Below are 20435 nucleotides of genomic sequence, written 5' to 3'. Positions count from 1 at the left end.
CCTCCTATTCGGCCGCTGCGAGCTGCATGCCCGCCGGTCTGTCCACCAGCGGTGCACGGAAGCTTTTCAGGCGCAGCGCATTCGTCAATACGAAGACGCTGGAAAGCGCCATGGCTCCGGCAGCAAGGACAGGCGACAGCAGAACGCCGTTGACAGGATACAATATTCCGGCCGCCACGGGAACGAGAGCAGCGTTGTAAGCGAAGGCCCAGAACAGATTCTGGCCGATATTGCGGATGGTCGCCTTGGAGAGCGCGATGGCGTTGGCGACGCCGCGCAGATCGCCCGACATCAGCACCACGTCGGCGCTTTCAATCGCGACATCCGTGCCCGTGCCGATGGCAAGCCCGACATCGGCCGCAGCAAGCGCCGGCGCATCATTGATGCCATCGCCGACAAAGGCGACACGTTGCCCGCCGGCGGCGAGCCTCTTGACCGCCTCGACCTTGCCGTCGGGCAGCACTTCCGCCACCACCTCATCAATGCCGAGACGGCGGGCTATGGCTTCGGCAGTGCGGCGATTGTCACCGGTGATCATCGTGACCTTGAGGCCCAGCGCATGCAGCGCCGCAATCGCCTCCGGGGTCGTCTGCTTGATCGGATCGGCAACGGCGATGATCGCGGCCAGCCTGCCATCGACGGCGGCATAAAGCGGCGACTGCCCTTCCCTGCCCAGCCTTTCGGCTTCATCGGCAAACATCGCGACGTCATAACCGAGCTTCGTCATGAACCGGTCTGCGCCCGCTTCGACCCTGCGGCCGTCAGCCATGGCTGCAACACCAAAACCGGGGGTCGCTTCGAAACCTTCCGCATTGGCAAGCGTCAGGCCGCCATGTTTCGCAGCCTCGACGATCGCCTCGGCAATCGGATGTTCGGAATGGTTCTCCAGCGATGCGACGAGGCGCAGCACCTCATCCGCATCGAAGCCCTGGGTCGTGGTAAAATGCACCAGCTTCGGCTTGCCGAGCGTCAGCGTGCCGGTCTTGTCAACGGCGATCACGTCTGCATCGCGCAGCGTCTGAAGCGCATCGCCACGGCGGAACAGCACGCCCATTTCGGCGGCGCGGCCGGTGCCGACCATGATCGACGTCGGCGTGGCAAGGCCCATGGCGCAGGGACAGGCGATGATGAGAACCGCAACTGCGTTGACGAGCGCGAAGGTCAAGGCCGGATCAGGCCCAAAGATGAACCAGACGGTGAAGGTGGCGAGTGCGGCCAGCATGACGGCCGGTACGAACCAGTTGGTGACCTTGTCGACCAGCGCCTGAATGGGCAGCTTGTCGGCCTGCGCCTCCTCCACCATGCGGATGATCTGGGCGATCAGCGTGTCGGCGCCCACCTTGGTGGCGCGGAAAGTGAAGGAGCCATTGCGGTTCACCGTACCGCCGACAACCTCGGAACCCGTCGCCTTGGTGACCGGGACCGGCTCGCCAGTGATCATCGATTCATCGACATAAGAAGAGCCGCTGAGAACCAGCCCATCAACCGGCACTTTTTCGCCGGGGCGAACGACGATCACATCGCCGGTGCGCACATCCTGCAACGGCACATCAACGGTTTCGCCATCGCGCAGCACGCGGGCGGACTTCGCCTGCAGACCGACAAGCCGCTTTATCGCCTCGCTGGTACGGCCTTTGGCGCGCGCTTCCAGGAAACGACCAAGAAGGATGAGCGTAACAATGACCGCTGCTGCCTCATAATAGACATTGGCCGTGCCACGCGGCAGGATTTCGGGCAGGAAGGTTGCCACCACCGAAAATCCCCAGGCGGCAGCGGTGCCAAGTACGACGAGCGAATTCATATCCGGCGCCAGCCGCAGCAGCGCAGGTATGCCCTTTTTGAAAAAGCGAAGGCCGGGCCCGAACAGGACCAGTGTCGTCAATACGAATTGCAGATACCAGCTTTCCTGCATGCCAACCGTTTCCATCACGAACTCATGGATGGCGGGCACCAGATGCGAGCCCATTTCCAGCACGAAGACTGGCAACGTCAGCGCAGCGGCCACGGCAAGGCTGATTTTCAGGCTGCGCAGTTCCGTGGCACGTCTATCCTGCTCGACATCACCGGCCTTGTCGGCGATGTTTTCCTTCGCCGTATAGCCCGCCCGCTTGATCGCCTCCGCCAAGGTGGCGGCGGAGGCCGCATTGCCGGCCACGCGGATGGTGGCGCGCTCGGTCGCGAGATTGACGGTCGCATTGGAAACACCGGAAACAGCCTTCAGCGCCTTTTCAACACGACCGACGCAGGAGGCACAGGTCATGCCTTCGATATCAAGCTCAATGGTTTTTTCTTCGACGCCATAACCCGCATTCCGGACCGCCGCGATCACGGCCGGCACGTCGGGCGGTCCGGAAAAGGAGATGTCAGCGCGTTCCGTCGCGAGATTGACCGAGGCCTTCAAAACACCCGGCACCTTGGCGATCGCCTTTTCCACGCGGCCGACACAGGAGGCGCATGTCATGCCATCGATCGCAATCTGATGACTCGCCCGGATCTCCATTTGTGACATGCGTATGACCCCTCTTTTCTTGTGTTAAAAAAAAGATAGGGCTTCCCATCGTGGCAAGGTCAATAGGGTCTTGTTGATGATTTTCAAGAAGAGACGACGCACCCGTGAACGGGCGTTTTTTATTGGCAGAGATGGAAGATCAAGGAAAGTTGATGGTGCGGACGGCGGGACTTGAACCCGCAAGACCAATGGTCGGCAGATTTTAAGTCTGCTGCGTCTACCGATTTCGCCACGTCCGCATTGCCGCGCCTTGCACCATTGCGGTCAAGTCGCTGCAAAAAGTCGTCATCCTTCGGGTGTCCGGCACGAGGCCTCGATCCCAAACGCGACTGAGCCTCATCTACACAGGCCGGACCGTTTCGGTCAATTGGGCCTTAGCCACACCAGGACTGATTTTTTGCCGATGCCGGGTGGGCGAGCCCTTCCCGCACGAGTTGATCGGCGAAGGATACGCCCGAACGCGAAAGCCGTTTACGTTCCGTGGCTTGCCCGCCCGCGGTCCCGGAAGAGCTCACATCGAAGGCGCCGGCATTCAGCATGTCGCGAAGCCTGACCTTTGCAACGAAACCGCGCTGGCGCTCTTCCATGCAGCGCGCCCGGTCGATCTGCGGAACCTCGATGCCGGCGAGCTGCATCTTCACGCCCTTCATCCAGAAAGTGTTGCCGTCGGCCACGCAATTATTGAGGCCTGAGCGGCCGCAAAAGGCAAAGGCGCCGCTTTTTTCGCCGAGCGAGATTTTTTCGACCGAAGGACGCGTTTCCGGCAGGATAGCTGCGACCTGGCTCGGCTGCGAGGCGGAAGGCATGGCGATCGGGCGCGGCGGTACCGGTCCGTTGCCGGGCAGAGCCGGCGATGCGGGGCGAATGGATGCGACTTTCTCTGTCGTGACCGTATCGCGCTTGGCGGTTGTCGCGACTTTCGGGGAATTCGTGGCCGGAGATGTCGCCTTCGCAACATGGCGCTGCGGCAGAAGACTGTCGCGATGTTCGTAAGCCTGAATGCCGCCGGCGACGACGCCCAGCATCAACACCCATGGCCAAACGCTGCCGCCGCTCGATTTCTTCGCCGTGCGGCGTCGCGCTGTCGGTTTTCGGTTGCTCACGATCGGACTCCTTTCAACGGAGCCGCATTATCGGCCAAAGGAGTTTCCGAAAAGTTGGCATTCCCGAGCGTTTTCGTTTTTCAGAGAAACGGTGAAACGCCCTAACTCTTTGTTTTCTCGAATTCCCGCATGGGAAACGCTTAAAAGAGCTGTGGATAAATTGTTAGCGAACCTGATCGAGAAGGCGTTTGCATTCGAGGAGATCGAACAGGGCTTCCTGCAAAAGCGCCTGATCGTCCTTGCCGATGCTCGACTTGCCGACCGATATTTCGGCATCGCTGTTGCCGCCGCCGAAGCCGAAAAACCGGCCGCTCGGCTTGGCCTTCGGACGGCCGACCACCTCGTCCCCATCGGTATCAACGACGCGCGGCTCGGCGATTTCCTTTTCCCCGCTCGCCGCCATGATGGCTTCCATGGTCGCGAGATCACCGGAGGCGATCGCCGCAACGAAGCGGTTGCCGTTGGCCTTCAGGAGTTTTTGCACGCCCTTGATGGTGTAGCCATGGTCATAAAGAAGATGACGGATACCCTTCAGAAGATCGATATCGTCAGGGCGGTAATAACGGCGGCCCCCACCCCGTTTCATCGGCTTGATCTGCGGAAAGCGTGTTTCCCAGAAACGCAGCACATGCTGCGGCAGGTTCAGCTCATCCGCCACTTCACTGATCGTCCGAAACGCGTCGGGGCTTTTATCCAAATTTCCACTCCCATCCGAACCGGAGAATCATGCATCCGGCCGGACACTGAACGAGAACGCTTTTCACCCGCCGGTCAAACACCACGCGAAATCGGTAACGACCCCGCGCCGACGCCGTTGCGGCAAGATACAAATCACTAAAATTGATTATGATGTGAGTCGACCGGATTTCAACGGCTTGCACGTTGAAATTCAAGTATGTTCACAAGAAGAATGGGGAAAAAGGCTTGCTATATGGCAAAAAAGGCGTGTCTCTGCGACCTTGAGTGAGGGATTACGCCCCCGCCTTCTGGCCCTTCTGCTTGGCCTTGCGAGCCGTATGGGCCTTCAGAATGCGCTGCTTCAACACATTCGAGGCCTTGAAGGTCATGACGCGGCGCGGCGAAATCGGAACTTCCTCGCCCGTTTTCGGGTTGCGGCCGATGCGCTCGTTCTTTTCCCTGATCTGGAAAGTTGCGAAGGACGAGAGCTTGACGACCTCGCCGCGGGTGATCGCATTGCATATCTCGTCGATGATCGTCTCGACCAGTTCGGCGGATTCGGTGCGGGACAGCCCGACTTTACGAAACACAGATTCTGCAAGATCTGCGCGTGTCACTGTCTTCCCGGCCATTTTTCCCCACAAACCGTGTATGAATTTTTCTCTAGGAGCCGCCGAGATTATTTCCCTTGTGGCGACCGGTCAAGGGATTGTTCCAGATTCATTTGAGGCTTTCGGCAATCAGTGCAAGGGCTTAGACTGACTGATACGGTTTTGACACAGGCTCGGCTCGCCCGGGCGGTTCTGACCGGGGCGTGAGCGCGAAAATCACAACCGATTTCGCGCCGATGCCCCGGAAAACGCGCAAATCACGCCCTTACCAGCGCAGCAGCACCGCGCCCCAGGTGAAGCCGCCACCCATGGCTTCCAGCATGACAAGATCGCCCTTCTTGATGCGTCCGTCGCCGGCCGCAACGGCAAGCGCCAGCGGAATGGAGGCGGCCGAGGTATTGCCGTGCTGATCGACAGTGATGACGACCTTTTCCGGGTCGATGTTGAGCTTCTTCGCCGATCCGTCGATGATACGCTTGTTGGCCTGATGCGGAACCAGCCAGTCGAGGTCATCGGACGTCGTGCCCGTGGCCTCGAAGGCCTGTTCGATCACGTCGGTGATCATGCCGACGGCGTGCTTGAACACCTCCCGGCCTTCCATGCGCAGATGACCGACCGTGCCTGTCGTGGAAGGTCCACCATCGACATAGAGCTTTTCCTTGTGCGAACCGTCGGAGCGCAGCTGCGCGGTGAGGATGCCGCGATCGTCCGACGTCCCCTCGCCTTCGCCGGCTTCCAGAATCAGCGCGCCGGCGCCATCACCGAAGAGAACGCAGGTTGTGCGGTCCTTCCAGTCGAGGATACGCGAGAAGGTTTCGGAACCGATCACCAGGACACGCTTGGCCATGCCGCCGCGAATATAGAGATCGGCGGTCGACACGGCATAAACGAAACCGGAGCAGACCGCCTGCATGTCGAAGGCGAAACCATGGGTCATGCCAAGACGGTTCTGGATGTTCACGGCCGTTGCCGGAAAGGTGTTATCAGGGGTCGAGGTGGCCAGAATGATGAGGTCGATATCATCAGGTGTCAGGCCGGCATTGTCGAGCGCGGCACGCGCGGCAGCTTCGCCGAGGGACGCGGTCGTTTCACCTTCGCCGGCGATATAGCGCTGCCTGATGCCCGTGCGCTGCACGATCCATTCGTCTGATGTTTCGACGACACCTTCAATTTCGCTGTTGGTCATGACACGCTTCGGAAGCGCTGCCCCGAAACCACGGACTATAGAGCGGATCATTCCCTTATTCCTCGTCAGCCACGAGAGCTTCGGGCGCCGGGGGCGGAAGCCGTCTTGCGTGGTAAATCTTCAGATCATTTTCAATCTTGGCCGTCAGGCCGTTGTGAACCATGTCGTAGCCGACATCGACAGCCGACGCAAAACCAACGGCGTCCGTACCCCCGTGGCTCTTGATGACAATGCCGTTCAGACCCAGAAATACGCCGCCATTGACCTTGCGCGGGTCCATTTTTTCGCGAAGTACATCAAAGGCGCTTTTCGCCAGGACATAACCGATCTTGGCGAAGAAGCTGCGGGAGATCGCCTCACGCAGGAGCGTGGTGATCTGGCGTGCGGTGCCTTCTGCGGCTTTGAGCGCAATGTTGCCGGTAAAACCTTCGGTCACCACAACATCCACCGTACCCCTGCCGATATCGTCGCCTTCAACGAAACCGCGATAGTCGATGGTGCCGAGATCGGCCTCGCGGATAAGCCGTCCGGCCTCGCGCACCTCTTCCTGACCCTTGACTTCCTCGACGCCGACATTGAGCAGGCCGACGGTGGGGCGGTCGATATCGAAAAGCGCGCGCGCCATGGCGCCGCCCATCAGGGCAAAATCCAGAAGCTGCTGGGAATCGGCGCCGATCGTCGCACCAATGTCGAGCACGATGCTTTCGCCCTTCAGCGTCGGCCAGATGCCGGCAATCGCCGGTCGTTCCACCCGCGCCATGGTGCGCAAACAGAATTTCGCCATGGCCATCAGCGCGCCGGTATTGCCGGCGGAAACGGCGACATCCGCTTCGCCGAGCTTCACCGCCTCGATGGCGCGCCACATGCTGGAGACGTAGCGGCCGCGGCGCAGCGCCTGGCTCGGCTTCTCGTCCATGCTGACCGAGACTTCACAATCGTGAAAGACCGACTTTTCCCGAAGTGCGGGATATTGTGCCAGAATGGGGTCGCATTTGCTCTTCTGCCCGTAGAGCAGAAAAGTTACATCGTTGTGCCGTTCAAGCGCCTTGGCGGCACCGGGTATGGCAACATCTGGGCCGAAATCGCCACCCATGACGTCAATTGCAATTCTGATCACTCGTCCCTTATCCTTCTTGCCGCCACTCAGGCGGTTTTGCGCGAAAATACCTTTTCCGGCCTTTGTTACAATAAAATTATTTCAGCCCGGCGGGGCCATTCAGTCTTTTTTCCAATCTTTCAGCACGGCAAAGGGCGATGGGCGCTTTTCTTCTTCGGGCTCTTTTTTAGTCGCTTCGGCAAATTCCGCATCCGCTTTGCGCGGATAGGGATCGATCGCAAGGGCGGCAAATTCGGCAACCACGGCGCCGACATCGATGCTGTCGCCGGTGAACTGGTCGGGAATATCGGGGCCATCAGGATCAAGCACGATCTCGCCTTCCTCGTTGGTGACCATCCGCGCCAGTTTCGATCCTTCCGGAACGAAAATCTGCTCGACGGTCTCGTCGATCTTGCTCGAGACCGGCTCCAGCGTAACGATGCAGGATTGGGTCACAGCCGCATGCACCTCACCCTTGATCTTCACGCCATCCTTCTTCCAGCGGGAAACCTGCAGCTCCGCCTTCAGATATTCGACGGAGACCACATCCCAGAATTTCGCCAGCGCCTTCAGTTCCTCGGCACTGGCTTCGAGACCAATCCTGACGGGATTGGCGGAAATATGGCCTACCTTTACGGGATAGGAAAAAGGCAGGTCGTCATTTGCGGCGTGTCGCGCGTTCATCGTGAACCTCATCGTACAGGCAAGGGCAGCGTCAGGCTTCCGGTTGCTATTGTGTCTTCGGACTGGGCGGCAAGGGCTGCGGATGCTTCCATCATCCAGCCCGCCAACCCCTCCATATCGGGGGCCTTGTCGTCTACCTGCGGATATATATTGCGCCGGAGCGCTGCGGCAAGAGCGGGGCGGTCGGAAGCATCCAGCGCCGCCGCGTAGGATTCGAGCCGCCCATAAAACATGCCGGCGAATTTCTTCATGCGTTTCGGCACGCCCTGGTCACCGATTCCCAGCTCACGGATGGAATGATCGATATCCTGAAAAAAGGCGTCGACGATCTCCTGGGCGATTTCCTGCCCGCTGACACCGGATGATTTGGTGCGGCGGAAATAGAGAATCATGATCGCCGAGAGCATCTCGAAACGGCCCATGACCGTGTCGGGCACACCGAGGTCGAGATAAAATCCGGGCGTGCGGGCGGCAGCCGTCAAGGTCGCATATTGCCGGTCAACTATGGCGCGATTGTTGTTTTTCTTCTTGAACAGCCCGAATATCATCTTTTTTTTCCGAACCGGACGGGTGAATTCGCTTACCGCCCATCGCACTTGTTGCATGATTGTCAAAGCTGGTTTACCGAAGCATCCACGAATTGCAATGCTGTCACGGTCACGTTCGTCTTTGGGCTGAAACAGTCGAAGAGAACCGGGGGAGTTCCAAAAGGCCGGGAAAGCATTGAATTTGGGGGGTGATCGGGATTTTCCGTCCCCGGATTGACACAATCATGTGCACAGACACTGTGCACCACGCAATGCCGGAAGGTGCCATTCATGATCGCAGTCGGGGAAAAGCAGTTGAGCAAGCAGAAATCCGCAAGTCACGGCAAAATTCTGAGCAAGACCGCCATCGCAATCGTGCTCGCATCCGGCCTGCTTTCCGCCTGCAGCAGCACAACCGATGTGTTCCATAACGGCTATGTCATGGACGAGCAGTCGCTCCAGCTGATCCCTGAGGGTTCCAGCCGTGAGCAGGTTCTGCTGACCATGGGCACGCCCTCCACCACTGCGACCTTCGGCAACGAGGTTTTCTACTACATCTCGCAGAAGCGCGTGCGCCGCGCGGCCTTCATGAAGCCGGCGCTGGTCGAACAGAACATTCTTGCGATCTATTTCAACAAGGACGGCGTCATCGAGCGCAAGGCCAACTACACGCTGCAGGACGGCAAGGTCTTCGACACGATTTCGCGCACCACGCCGACCGGCGGCAAGGACCTCACCTTCCTGCAGCAGCTGCTCTCCGGCGGCACCTCCGGAGCCAACATCGCCAAGAGCATTCTCGGTCAGGGCAACAACACCCCCTGACCTCGGCAGGAACGGAAAAATCAAAGGCCCGGGGATCGCTCCCCGGGCCTTTTTCATTTGTCGGAACCTTAGCTCTCAGTGGGCAAGAACAGCAAGCAGCAGCAGCGCCACGATATTGGTGATCTTGATCGCCGGGTTGACGGCGGGACCGGCGGTGTCCTTGTAGGGGTCGCCGACCGTGTCACCGGTCACAGACGCCTTGTGGGCGTCCGAACCCTTGACGTGGCGCACGCCGTCCTTGTCGATGAAACCGTCTTCGAAGCTCTTTTTGGCGTTGTCCCATGCACCGCCACCCGAGGTCATGGAAATCGCCACGAAAAGGCCGTTGATGATGACACCGAGCAGCGATGCACCAAGTGCAGCAAAGGCCGAGGCCTTGGAGCCCGAAATCAGCAGCACACCGAAATAAACGACGAGCGGCGCCAGAACCGGCAGGAGCGACGGGATCACCATTTCCTTGATCGCCGCGCGTGTCAGCAGGTCCACGGCCCTGCCATAATCAGGCTTTTCCGTTCCGGCCATGATGCCCGGCTTTTCGCGGAACTGGCGGCGCACTTCCTCCACGATCGAGCTTGCCGCCTTGCCCACCGCCGTCATGGCGATGCCGCCAAAGAGATAGGGGATGAGGCCACCGAACAGCAGACCGGCAACGACGTAAGGATTGGCGAGGCTGAACGATATTTCGCCAATGTCCTTGAAGTAGGGATAGGTATCGCCATTGGCGGCGAAATAGGACAGGTCGTTGGAATAGGCCGCAAACAGCACCAGCGCGCCGAGACCGGCCGAACCAATCGCGTAACCCTTGGTGACGGCCTTGGTGGTGTTGCCGACGGCGTCCAGCGCGTCCGTCGCCTTGCGCACATCGGGGTCAAGACCGGCCATTTCGGCAATGCCGCCGGCATTATCAGTCACCGGGCCGAAGGCGTCGAGCGCCACGATCATGCCCGCGAGACCAAGCATGGCGGTGACCGCGATGCCGGTGCCGAACAGGCCGGCCAACTGATAGGTTCCGATGATACCGCCAACGATGACGATGGCGGGCAGCGCCGTCGATTCCAGCGAGACCGCAAGGCCCTGGATGACGTTGGTGCCGTGACCGGTGACCGACGCCTGGGCGATGGAGTTGACCGGCCGCTTGTTGGTGCCGGTATAATATTCGGTGATGACGACGATAAGCGCCGTCACGACGAGGCCGACCAATCCGCAGAAGAAGAGGTTGGTGCCGGTGATCTCCATTCCGGCCACCGTGCCCACCACTCCCCAGCCGACCGTCGCATGAGTAGCGACCGCAAGACCGGCAACTGAGAAAACGCCGGTGGCGATGAGCCCTTTGTAGAGCGCGCCCATGATGGAATTGTTGGTGCCGAGCTTGACGAAGAAGGTTCCGGCAATCGAGGTCAGGATGCAGGCGCCGCAAATCGCCAGCGGATAGACCATGGCGCTTTCCAGTATCGGCGTTCCCGCAAAGAAGATCGCGGCCAGAACCATGGTCGCAACGACAGAGACGGCATAGGTCTCGAAGAGGTCGGCCGCCATGCCGGCGCAATCGCCGACATTGTCGCCGACATTGTCAGCGATCGTTGCCGGGTTGCGTGGATCGTCCTCGGGAATGCCGGCCTCGACCTTGCCGACGAGATCGCCGCCGACATCCGCACCTTTGGTGAAGATGCCGCCGCCGAGACGGGCGAAGATGGAGATCAGCGATGCGCCGAAGCCGAGCGACACCAAAGCATCGATCACCTCACGCGATCCGGCCGGATGACCCATCACCGAGGTCAGGACGAAATAATAGATGGAGACGCCGAGCAGCGCGAGGCCTGCGACCAGCATGCCGGTGATGGCGCCCGACTTGAAGGCGATATCGAGACCGGCGGAAAGGCTGTGGGACGCCGCCTGCGCGGTGCGCAGATTGGCGCGCACCGAGACATGCATGCCGACAAAACCGGCCGCACCCGAAAGCACCGCGCCGATGAGGAAGCCGATGGCCGCCATGGATGACAGCAGATACCAGGCAAGAACAGCGACGATCAGTCCGACGACGGCGATGGTGAGATATTGACGGGTGAGATAAGCCTGCGCACCTTCACGGATAAAACCTGCTATTTCACGCATACGCTCGTTGCCCTGATCGGCATCGAGAACGCTTTTGGTGGCCCATACCGCGTAAACCACGGACAGGACACCGCATAAAATTACTATGGGTATTACGGTCATGCGCACTTACCTCCCAAAAGGCCGGGTCTCACTCCCTCCCCGGCGCGGCGAAACCTTGTGCAGGGAGATGCGGACGGCCTGTCCCAAATCCCGTCTTGGGCATTTGTTCCCCTCCCAAGGAAAAATGTCCTCGGAGCGGAGATTGCGTTGGCGCAAGGTGCCGCGTCAAGCCCACAAATTTGCCTGAAACTTGAAAGGCGTAGAGAGCGGCGCAGAACTCAGGCGGCTTTTTTTTGCTTTGTGAGGATGAGCGACAGGACAAGCAGGAGGCAAAGCCCGGCAACCGGCCAGATGACGAGGTTCATCACCGACCAGCCCCAGGCCGTAAACACCTTGCCGGAAGAGAAGGACGACAGCGCCACCGTGCCGAAAAGCACGATATCGTGGAAGCCCTGCACCTTGTCCGCCTCATGCGGGCGGTAACTTGACGTGATGATGGCGGTTGCGCCGATGAAGCCGAAATTCCAGCCGAGGCCGAGCAGGATAAGCGCCGCCCAGAAATTCCACAGCTCTATGCCCATATGCGCGACAATGGCGCAGGCCATCAGCACGATGAGGCCGGAAGCGACGATTTTTTCCGCACCGAATCGGGAAATCAGCATGCCGGTGAAGAAACTCGGGGCGAACATGGCGAGAACGTGCCACTGAATGCCGAGCGTGGCGAGTTCGGTCGGGAAACCGCAGCCGACCACCATGGCAAGCGGTGCGCCTGTCATCATGAAGGTCATCAAGGCATAAGAGCCGATGCCGCAGATCATGCCGGTGGCGAAACGCTGCGTGCGGACAATCTCCGAAAGCGGCCTTACCGGGTCGGCATGGGCGGCGGCAGCCTTGGGGTCAGGCAATTTCAGAAATGCCAGAATGACGATCGAAACGAGGCCGAGCGGAACGAGGGCCAGAAAGGCGCCGGCAAAGGTGACCGGCGCAAGCAAATCCTTGCCGAAGATGGCAAGCTGGGGCCCGACGATGGCGGAAATGATGCCGCCGGCCAGAATCCGGGAGATCGCCTTCGGCTTGTAGAAGGAAGGAGAGGCATCGGCCGCGGCGAAGCGGATTTTTTGCGTGAAACCGCCAGAAATGCCGATCAGCAGCAGGCCGACGGCGAACAGCCAGAAATCCGAGCGGAAGAGCGCCGCCGCAGCAATGCCGCCGCCGATGGAGCACATCAGCGCGCCGACCATGAAGCCTGCCTTGCGGCCAAGAAAGCGGGCGGCGGCCGCCACGCAGATCGCGCCGAGCGCAACGCCTATATTAAAGCCGGTGAGCGGCGCGGTCGCCAGTGACTTGTCCGCACCGAGCAGCTGATAACCGGCAAGCGCGCCGACCGAAAAGCTCAAGGGCGCGGCCGATCCCATGATCGCCTGCGCCATGGTGAGGAGGAAGACGTTGCGCTTCGCTTCGTCCAGTTGAACTTCAAGTCCGGGGACGGAAACTGCGCTCATCTCTTCCTCACCTGTTTTACTTCAGCGTTTTGCCTCGCCGCGCACCTGCTTGGCAATGCGGTCCAGAACCGCATTCACCAGCTTGGGCTCGTCATGCTCGAAGAAAGCACGGGCAATTTCAACATATTCCGTGACAATGACCGCGACCGGCACGTCCTTGCGCTCAAGAATTTCGAAGGCACCGGCACGCAGGATGGCGCGCACGGTGGCATCGAGGCGCGACAGCGGCCAGTCTTCCAGAAGTGCGGAGCGCACAAGCGGGTCGATCTTCGTCTGATCGCGCACGACGCCGGAGACGATCGAACGGAACCACGAAGGGTCCGCCTTCAGGTAGGTATCGCCGTCGACTTCCTGGCCGAGACGATGCGCCTCATATTCAGCAACGACTTCCATCACGCCGGTTCCGCCGACATCCATCTGGTAAAGCGCCTGCACAGCCGCAAGGCGGGCCGCGCCGCGCTGGTTGGCGGGCTTTACCGAAGGCTGGCGCGGTTCGCCGCCATTATCAACATTCGACATGCGTTCAGCCACCCAGTTTTTTCTTGAGCTTGATCATGGTCAGCGCCGCGCGGGCGGCGAAACCGCCCTTGTCCTTGTCGGAGCGGCGTACACGCGCCCAGGCCTGCTCGTCATTCTCGACGGTGAGGATGCCGTTGCCGATCGGCAGCGATTCGCTGACCGCGAGGTCCATCAGGGCGCGGGAGGATTCGTTGGAAACGATGTCGAAATGGTAAGTCTCGCCGCGAATGACCATGCCAAGCGCAACAAAACCATCATATTCGGTGCCGTCATTGTCGGCGCCGTCAAGCGCCATGGCGATCGCGGCAGGGATTTCCAGCGCGCCGGGAACGGTGATGACGTCATAGGTGGCGCCGGCTTCATCAAGCGCAAACTTCGCGCCTTCGAGAAGAGCATCGGCCATATCGTCGTAAAAACGTGCTTCCACGATAAGAAGATGAGGTTTGGACATCTGAGGGTTCCTGGGGATTTTCCCGAAAAGCTTAACGCCGGATCATACCGGCTTTTGCGGCGGTCAAACCACGGCTGGCTGTTTTTGGCAAGTAATTTCATATATCAGCGGCGCAAGGGGCCGCGTTTGCGGGGCATTTGGCCGGGTTTTTAACCTCCCGGCGCAGCTTCCCGAGAATCAGGTTTTCTGGAAGGCCAGATGGACGCCGAGCCCCATCAGCACCGTTCCGGCAGCGCGGCGGGCAAGCACCTGCACCGCGCTGGAACGCTTCAAACGCCCGACCATCGCTCCTGCCAGAAGCACGCCGACCAGATCTGCCGAGGAAAAAATGAAATTGACGGCGATGCCGAGGATCAGCAATTGCAGCCAGACCGGAAAGGCTGCTGCCGGATCGACGAACTGCGGCAGAAAGGCCAGAAAGAACAGCGCGGTCTTCGGATTGAGCACATCGACGATGATGCTGTCGATAAAGGCGCGGCGCGCCGACTTCGGCTCGATGGTCAGATTGACCGCCTCACCTTCAAGCTTGCTGCGCAGCATCGAGAAACCGAGCCACACGAGATAAAGCGCGCCGCAGAGCTTCACGGCGAGATAAAGCCAGGGAACGGCCTGAAACAGCACCGAAAGCCCTGCGGCAGAGGCGACAATGTGGAAATAGCAGCCGACATGGATGCCAAGCACCGCCATCAACCCGGCAAACCGGCCGCGCGCCATGGTCTGCGCCGCCGCATAAAGCATGGCCGGACCGGGGATATAGGCAAACAAAGCGGTGGTTACGAAAAAGGCTGTCAGCAGTTCAAAAGACGGCATGATGTATGTCCCCTACCCCCGTTTGGATGAAACGGTTGAAGGGACGTCTTATAGTGTTTTGAGCTTCATCGGAAGCAAGGCAGCGCCCAATATGCGATTTGGCCTACTCGTCGCTTCGGTTCCGTCATGCCGGCTTGAGCCGGTATCCAGTCGATGCGCGTCTGCGCGGCGACGATCCCTTTCAGCCCAAGGACTTGGGCTGGCTGGATTTCGGCTCAGGGCCGCAATGACGGGAGGAGGAGGCGTCAGCGAGCATGATAACCCGCCAAGCCACCTTTTTCGGTTTATGCCGACGGAAATTCCGCAAGCCTTGCGGCGTAGCGGGCCATGGTGTCGACTTCGAAATTGACGAAATCGCCCGGCTGGCGTTCGCCCCATGTGGTGACGGTCAGCGTATGGCGGATCAACAGCACGTCGAAATCCGTGCCTTCGACGGCATTGACAGTCAGCGAGGTTCCGTCCAGCGCCACGGAACCCTTGGGCGCCACAAATTTCGCCAGATGCGCAGGCGCGCGCAGGCGGATACGCACCGCCTCACCTTCCGGTTCGACAGCCAATATTTCCGCCTTGCCATCGACATGGCCGGAGACGATGTGGCCGCCAAGCTCGTCGCCAATCTTGAGCGCCCGCTCGAGATTGACGTGAGTACCCTTCTGCCAGCTGGCGATCGTCGTCAGGCGCAGCGCCTCTTCCCATGCCTCGACCTCGTACCAGCGCTCGTTGCTGCCATCATCAGGCAGCCTCGTCACCGTCAGGCAGATGCCGCCATGGGAGATGGACGCGCCCATATCGATGGTCTTGGGATCATAGTTGGTCGCCACCCGCAGACGAATGCCTTCGGCAAGAGCTTCCAGCTCGGAAACGGTTCCGACGTCGGTGACAATTCCGGTAAACATCAAATCGGCCTTTCATAATCGAAGCAGCGATCCGGCCCATAGGCGATTTCGCTGATCAGAGCATAATCGCCCGTGATATCGGCACGGCCGAGCGGCGTTTCAATGCCGCCCTCACCGATCACGACAGGGCTTTCGAACAGCATGATACGGTCCACCAGATCAGCTTCAAGGAATGATTTTGCGGCAAAAGCGCCGCCTTCGACCAGAAGTTCCGACATGCCGCTTTCGGCGAGGATGTGGAGGAGGTTTTCGAGGGTTGGGGCTTGCAGGATTTGGACGCCGGCGTCTGTTAGGAGTTGGCGTTTGAGCTCTGGGTTACCCCCCTCTGCCCTGCCGGGCATCTCCCTCTCAAGGGGGGAGATCGATGGGGCGCTGTCTTGCCCGACATCGACTGTCAGAGACCGAGAAACGGGGTCAAAATGTGAGCGAGCGGCCGGCCCCTTGCCGATCTCTCCCCTTGAGGGGGAGATGCCCGGCAGGGCAGAGGGGGGTAACGCCGCAATCACCACCGGAACTTCGCGCGCCGTCTTCACCAGCTTCGATGTCAGCGGCAATTCAAAATGTCGGTCTAGCACGATGCGCACCGGCGAACGCTCCTCCAAACCGGCAACGCGCACTGTCAGTTCCGGATCATCCGCAATCGCAGTCCCGATACCCACAAGGATGCAATCACAGCGCGCCCGGAGTTCATGCACGGCGTGGCGAGCCTCATGCCCTGTAATGGCCACCTGCCCCTCGCCTCTTCTGCCGATCATGCCATCGGCAGAAATGGCAAGCTTCAGAATCACATGTGGGCGCTTTTTCATCTGACGTGTGAGATAACCGGCAAGCGCTCTCTTGCCTTCGTCGCGGAGCAGGCCGGTTTCCACGACAATGCCCGCATCGCGCAATATCGCATAACCACGCCCGGAAACGCGTTCATCCGGATCATCCACCGCCACCACGACACGGGCGACGCCGTATTCCACCAGCGCATTGGCGCAGGGCGGGGTCTTGCCCCAATGGGAACAGGGTTCGAGCGTTACATAGGCGGTGGCGCCACGGGCCGCCTCGCCGGCGATTTCCAGCGCCTGCCGTTCGGCATGGGGACGACCGCCCACGGCGGTGACCGCTTCAGCGATGATTTTTCCGTCTTTTACGAGAACGCAGCCGACCGAGGGGTTGGTCAGCGTCTGCCCCTGGTGGCGAAGCGAAACCTCGATGGCCCGCGCCATGAATCTTTCGTCATCGGCACGGCTCGTCACGTCTATGCTCCACCGTCCGTATCACGGGCGATCTTGGCGTTGATTTCGGCGATCACGTTCTCGAAGTCTTCGGCATGGCTGAAATCGCGATAAACCGAGGCGTAGCGCACGAAAGCCACATCATCGAGGCTTTTCAGCGCTTCCAGAACCTGCAGGCCGATTTCTTCCGAGGGAATTTCCGTCTCGCCGGAACTTTCCAGACGACGAGCGATGCCGGAGACGGCCCGCTCGATCCGGTCCCGGTCAACCGGGCGCTTGCGCAGCGCGATCTCGAAGGACCGCACCAGCTTTTCCCGGTCGAAGGGCAGCTTGCGGCCGCTTTTCTTGATGACCATCAGCTCGCGCAATTGCACGCGCTCATAGGTCGTGAAGCGGCCGCCGCAATCCGGGCAGATGCGCCGCCGGCGGATGGAGGTATTGTCCTCCGCCGGACGCGAGTCCTTGACCTGTGTGTCTTCGGAACCGCAGAATGGGCAGCGCATCGTCTCTTTTCCTTACATGTACGGATACATCGGGAAACGGTCCGTCAGGCCGACGACCTTTTCACGCACCGCAGCTTCAACGGCAGCGTTGCCTTCATCCGAATTGGCGACCTTCAGACCATCGAGAACTTCGACGATCAGCTTGCCGATTTCGCGGAATTCCGCTTCCTTGAAACCGCGCGTCGTGCCGGCCGGCGTACCGAGACGGACGCCAGAGGTAACGAAAGGCTTTTCCGGATCGAAAGGAATACCGTTCTTGTTGCAGGTGATGTAGGCGCGGCCGAGCGCTGCTTCCGCCCGCTTGCCGGTGGCGTTCTTCTTGCGAAGGTCGACCAGCATCAGGTGGTTGTCGGTGCCGCCGGAGACGACATCGAGACCGCCTTCGACCAGCGTTTCGGCCAATGCCTTGGCGTTCTTGACGACCTGTGCGGCATAATCCTTGAATTCCGGCTGCAGCGCTTCACCGAAGGCAACCGCCTTGGCGGCGATGACGTGCATCAGCGGGCCGCCCTGAAGGCCGGGGAAGACGGCGGAGTTGAACTTCTTGGCCAGATCCTCGTCATTGGTGAGGATCATGCCGCCACGCGGGCCGCGCAGCGACTTGTGCGTCGTCGTCGTGGCAACGTGGCAATGCGGGAACGGCGACGGATGCTGGCCACCGGCAACGAGACCCGCAATGTGGGCCATGTCGACCATGAGATAAGCGCCGACTTCATCGGCGATCTCGCGGAAGCGCTTCCAGTCCCAGATACGCGAATAGGCGGTGCCGCCGGCAAGGATAAGCTTCGGCCGGGTTTCCTTGGCCTTGCGCTCCACTTCGTCCATGTCGAGCAGGTTGTCGCCTTCACGCACGCCGTAGGACACGACGTTGAACCACTTGCCGGACATGTTGACCGGCGAACCGTGCGTCAGATGGCCTCCCGAGTTCAGGTCGAGACCCATGAAAGTGTCGCCCGGCTGCAAGAGCGCGAGGAACACGGCCTGGTTCATCTGCGAGCCGGAATTCGGCTGGACGTTGGCGAAGTTGACGCCGAACAGCTTCTTGGCGCGCTCGATGGCAAGCTCTTCAGCGATATCGACGAACTGGCAGCCCCCATAATAACGCTTGCCCGGATAACCTTCCGCATATTTGTTGGTCATGATCGAACCCTGCGCTTCGAGCACGGCGCGGGAAACGATGTTTTCCGAGGCGATCAGTTCGATCTCGTGGCGCTGGCGACCCAGTTCCTTCTCGATCGCGCCGAAAATATCCGGATCGACTTCGGCAAGCGGACGGGAGAAGAAAGCATCTGTGTTCGACATGGTGAAGGCTCCTGAAACAGTAATGCGATGGCGTCTTAGCGCCCTGCCCGGTCAAGAGCAATACGGGCAGCGAGATTTGCCCGTCAAACTGCGACGTTGCGACAAAAAACGACAGTTGTTTTTATGAAAAACAGGATGCGACAGAAAATGAAGGCGGCACTGCGATGATTTGCGGCCGAGCTACTCACTCGCGTCATCCTCGGGCTTGTCCCGAGGATCTGCAACGCTTCTATTTTACGCTAGGTGATTAGCCTCGGGACAAGCCCGGGGATGACGGCGGAGGGGTTGGCCGCTTCCCGGCGACCACCTCTCCCCTGGCTCACAATTCCAAGCTGACGGCGAAAAGGACGATCAGTTGCGCGGCAGGAGATCGTCGTCCACCGCGCCGGCCGGCTGTTCCATGCCTGCCGTGGTGTTGAGCGCCAGTTCGGCATTGCCGTCCTTGCCATAGATGTCGTCACGGAACTGAACAACGCCGTCCTTCGCCGACCATGCGGTGATGTAGACGAAATAAACGGGAACTTCCTGCGCCAGCTTGATCGGCGTGTTGACGCGGGTTGCGATGACGCGTTCCATTTCCTGACGCGACCAGCCGGGCGTGTCGCGCAGCAGCCAGCTCGTGAGGTCGCGCACGTTCTGCACGCGCACGCAACCGGATGATTCGAACCGCATCAGCTTGTTGAATAGGCCCTGCTGCGGCGTGTCGTGCATGTATTCGTTGTTCGGATTGTGGAAGTTGATCTTCGTCGAGGACATGGCGTTGATCTTGCCGGGGTCCTGGCGGAACATCAGGTTCGGGGCCTTCGGCGCGAACCAGTCGACCGCGGTCGGTGAAACTTCCTGTCCCTTGCCGTCGATGAGGCGGATGTTGTTCCGCTCCAGATAGGTCGGGTCCTTCTGCATCAGCGGCACGATGTCCTTTTCGACGATCGAACGCGGCGCTGTCCAGTAAGGGTTGAGGATGACCTCGTAAATCTTGGAATTGATGACATGCGTCGGGCGGCTGGCGCGGCCGACAACGGCCGTGTTGCGCAGGACGACGCGTTCATTCTCAACCGCCTCGATGGCGGCGGCCGGAATATTCACCATCAGGTGACGCTGGCCGAGATCGCCCGACATGGACTGGATGCGCACGAGGTTGGTCTGCAGCTGCGCCAGGCGGATCTGCGCGGAAACATTGAGCGCCTTCGTGGTATATTCGCCGCTGACACCATCAGCCGGAAGGCCATGACGGGCCTGGAAACGCTTCAGAGCGCCATCGACATAGGAATCGAAAGCGCTGGAAATGCCGGCTTCGCGCGGCAGGTCGCCGGATACCATCAGTCGCTGGCGTAGAGCCTGTACGGAAGGATCGGAGACGCCGATCTGGAGGCGCTGCTGGGACGCGGGCACTTCCGGCCAGCCGCCATTCTGCACGATCTGCTGATATTGCATGATCGCCTGCTGCATATAGACAGGGGCTTCGCGTCCGAGAACCGGGTTATTGGAAACGACACCCACGGCCGAACGCGATGAATTGGCGTCGAACTGGTCATCCCAGTTGCCGCGGCGCGAAGAGCCCATGAGATCGTTGAGCGCATTCTGAGCAAAGGCCGGCGCGGCAAGTGCTGCAGCACCAACGGAAACGGCCGAACGCAGAAGCGCGCGGCGCGATACGGAATCGGAAACGGATTTCTTTGTCATTCTACCTACCAGCCACTCTCTTCGGCATTCTCAACGATGCCTAAATCAATATGATTAACAAACACGTACAACGTGTCTGCCGGCCGGTAATGCTCGATACGCCATGATCTTGGCGCTGGTGTCTGGCACAGCAGTCGAGGCTTGCCACGACAGCAGGAGAAACCGCCGGCTCCTAT

Annotated in this window: 19 protein-coding genes and 1 tRNA gene; 1 reads left to right on the top strand and 19 read right to left on the bottom strand. The window is 60.1% G+C overall.

Annotation, left to right across the window (positions count from 1 at the left end; translation table 11 throughout):
* Positions 1 to 4 precede the first annotated feature (4 nt).
* The 9 genes from WDZ78_RS13145 to WDZ78_RS13105 all read right to left on the bottom strand — a co-directional run bounded on the left by WDZ78_RS13145 (position 5) and on the right by WDZ78_RS13105 (position 8415).
* A complete protein-coding gene (locus WDZ78_RS13145) occupies positions 5 to 2509 on the bottom strand; it encodes a heavy metal translocating P-type ATPase (protein ID WP_425673242.1) in 2505 nt (834 codons plus the stop codon).
* A 153-nt stretch (positions 2510 to 2662) separates the two neighbouring features.
* Positions 2663 to 2748 (bottom strand) — tRNA-Leu (locus WDZ78_RS13140).
* Positions 2749 to 2883: 135 nt separating this feature from the next.
* Entirely contained in the window at positions 2884 to 3612 is a 729-nt protein-coding gene (locus WDZ78_RS13135; protein ID WP_425673241.1) for a nuclease, read from the bottom strand.
* 163 nt (positions 3613 to 3775) lie between these two features.
* Complete coding sequence (locus tag WDZ78_RS13130; protein ID WP_026363443.1) at positions 3776 to 4309, bottom strand: MerR family transcriptional regulator; 534 nt, start codon at positions 4307 to 4309, stop codon at positions 3776 to 3778.
* 274 nt (positions 4310 to 4583) lie between these two features.
* Positions 4584 to 4922, bottom strand: a complete 339-nt coding sequence (locus WDZ78_RS13125; protein WP_003502236.1) for an integration host factor subunit alpha — start codon at positions 4920 to 4922, stop codon at positions 4584 to 4586.
* Between the two features lie 244 nt (positions 4923 to 5166).
* Complete coding sequence (locus tag WDZ78_RS13120; RefSeq protein WP_026363444.1) at positions 5167 to 6138, bottom strand: beta-ketoacyl-ACP synthase III; 972 nt, start codon at positions 6136 to 6138, stop codon at positions 5167 to 5169.
* 4 nt (positions 6139 to 6142) lie between these two features.
* Positions 6143 to 7204, bottom strand: coding sequence for a phosphate acyltransferase PlsX (gene plsX, locus WDZ78_RS13115; RefSeq protein WP_367727976.1), 1062 nt, complete (start codon positions 7202 to 7204; stop codon positions 6143 to 6145).
* 99 nt (positions 7205 to 7303) lie between these two features.
* Positions 7304 to 7867, bottom strand: a complete 564-nt coding sequence (locus tag WDZ78_RS13110; RefSeq protein WP_425673239.1) for a YceD family protein — start codon at positions 7865 to 7867, stop codon at positions 7304 to 7306.
* An 8-nt stretch (positions 7868 to 7875) separates the two neighbouring features.
* Positions 7876 to 8415 carry a ubiquinol-cytochrome C chaperone family protein gene (locus tag WDZ78_RS13105; RefSeq protein WP_425673238.1) on the bottom strand — a complete coding sequence of 180 codons (540 nt, stop codon included), beginning with the start codon at positions 8413 to 8415 and terminating at the stop codon, positions 7876 to 7878.
* 270 nt (positions 8416 to 8685) lie between these two features.
* Here WDZ78_RS13105 and WDZ78_RS13100 point away from each other — a divergent pair, with 270 nt between their 5' ends.
* Positions 8686 to 9216: an outer membrane protein assembly factor BamE gene (locus WDZ78_RS13100; RefSeq protein WP_003502231.1), complete on the top strand. Its 531-nt coding sequence runs from the start codon at positions 8686 to 8688 to the stop codon at positions 9214 to 9216.
* Between the two features lie 75 nt (positions 9217 to 9291).
* Here WDZ78_RS13100 and WDZ78_RS13095 read toward each other — a convergent pair whose 3' ends face one another.
* The 10 genes from WDZ78_RS13095 to WDZ78_RS13050 all read right to left on the bottom strand — a co-directional run bounded on the left by WDZ78_RS13095 (position 9292) and on the right by WDZ78_RS13050 (position 20259).
* Complete coding sequence (locus tag WDZ78_RS13095; RefSeq protein WP_026363447.1) at positions 9292 to 11430, bottom strand: sodium-translocating pyrophosphatase; 2139 nt, start codon at positions 11428 to 11430, stop codon at positions 9292 to 9294.
* Positions 11431 to 11648: 218 nt separating this feature from the next.
* Complete coding sequence (locus WDZ78_RS13090) at positions 11649 to 12872, bottom strand: MFS transporter (RefSeq protein WP_425673236.1); 1224 nt, start codon at positions 12870 to 12872, stop codon at positions 11649 to 11651.
* A gap of 21 nt (positions 12873 to 12893) precedes the next feature.
* Positions 12894 to 13391: a transcription antitermination factor NusB gene (nusB, locus tag WDZ78_RS13085; RefSeq protein WP_020009432.1), complete on the bottom strand. Its 498-nt coding sequence runs from the start codon at positions 13389 to 13391 to the stop codon at positions 12894 to 12896.
* Between the two features lie 4 nt (positions 13392 to 13395).
* Positions 13396 to 13842, bottom strand: a complete 447-nt coding sequence (ribH, locus tag WDZ78_RS13080; RefSeq protein ID WP_020009433.1) for a 6,7-dimethyl-8-ribityllumazine synthase — start codon at positions 13840 to 13842, stop codon at positions 13396 to 13398.
* A 177-nt stretch (positions 13843 to 14019) separates the two neighbouring features.
* A complete protein-coding gene (locus WDZ78_RS13075) occupies positions 14020 to 14652 on the bottom strand; it encodes a LysE family translocator (RefSeq protein ID WP_020009434.1) in 633 nt (210 codons plus the stop codon).
* Positions 14653 to 14936: 284 nt separating this feature from the next.
* Entirely contained in the window at positions 14937 to 15548 is a 612-nt protein-coding gene (locus tag WDZ78_RS13070) for a riboflavin synthase (protein ID WP_425673234.1), read from the bottom strand.
* Positions 15548 to 16792 (bottom strand): bifunctional diaminohydroxyphosphoribosylaminopyrimidine deaminase/5-amino-6-(5-phosphoribosylamino)uracil reductase RibD, encoded by a 1245-nt coding sequence (gene ribD / locus WDZ78_RS13065; protein ID WP_425673232.1) that lies wholly within the window; start codon positions 16790 to 16792, stop codon positions 15548 to 15550. Before ribD ends, WDZ78_RS13070 begins: the two co-directional genes overlap by 1 nt.
* Positions 16793 to 16794: 2 nt before the next feature.
* The gene (gene nrdR, locus WDZ78_RS13060; RefSeq protein WP_003502218.1) at positions 16795 to 17274 is read right to left on the bottom strand and encodes a transcriptional regulator NrdR; all 480 of its coding nucleotides are present in this window, start codon (positions 17272 to 17274) and stop codon (positions 16795 to 16797) included.
* A gap of 12 nt (positions 17275 to 17286) precedes the next feature.
* On the bottom strand, positions 17287 to 18576 hold the full coding sequence (gene glyA, locus WDZ78_RS13055) for a serine hydroxymethyltransferase (protein WP_425673231.1): 1290 nt from the start codon (positions 18574 to 18576) through the stop codon (positions 17287 to 17289).
* 351 nt (positions 18577 to 18927) lie between these two features.
* Complete coding sequence (locus WDZ78_RS13050) at positions 18928 to 20259, bottom strand: L,D-transpeptidase family protein (RefSeq protein ID WP_020009439.1); 1332 nt, start codon at positions 20257 to 20259, stop codon at positions 18928 to 18930.
* Positions 20260 to 20435 lie beyond the last annotated feature (176 nt).

Origin of the sequence: Agrobacterium sp. M50-1 (assembly GCF_049843495.1) — a bacterium.
Taxonomy (GTDB): Bacteria; Pseudomonadota; Alphaproteobacteria; order Rhizobiales; family Rhizobiaceae; genus Agrobacterium; species Agrobacterium radiobacter.
This window is presented reverse-complemented; position numbering and strand designations above follow the sequence as displayed.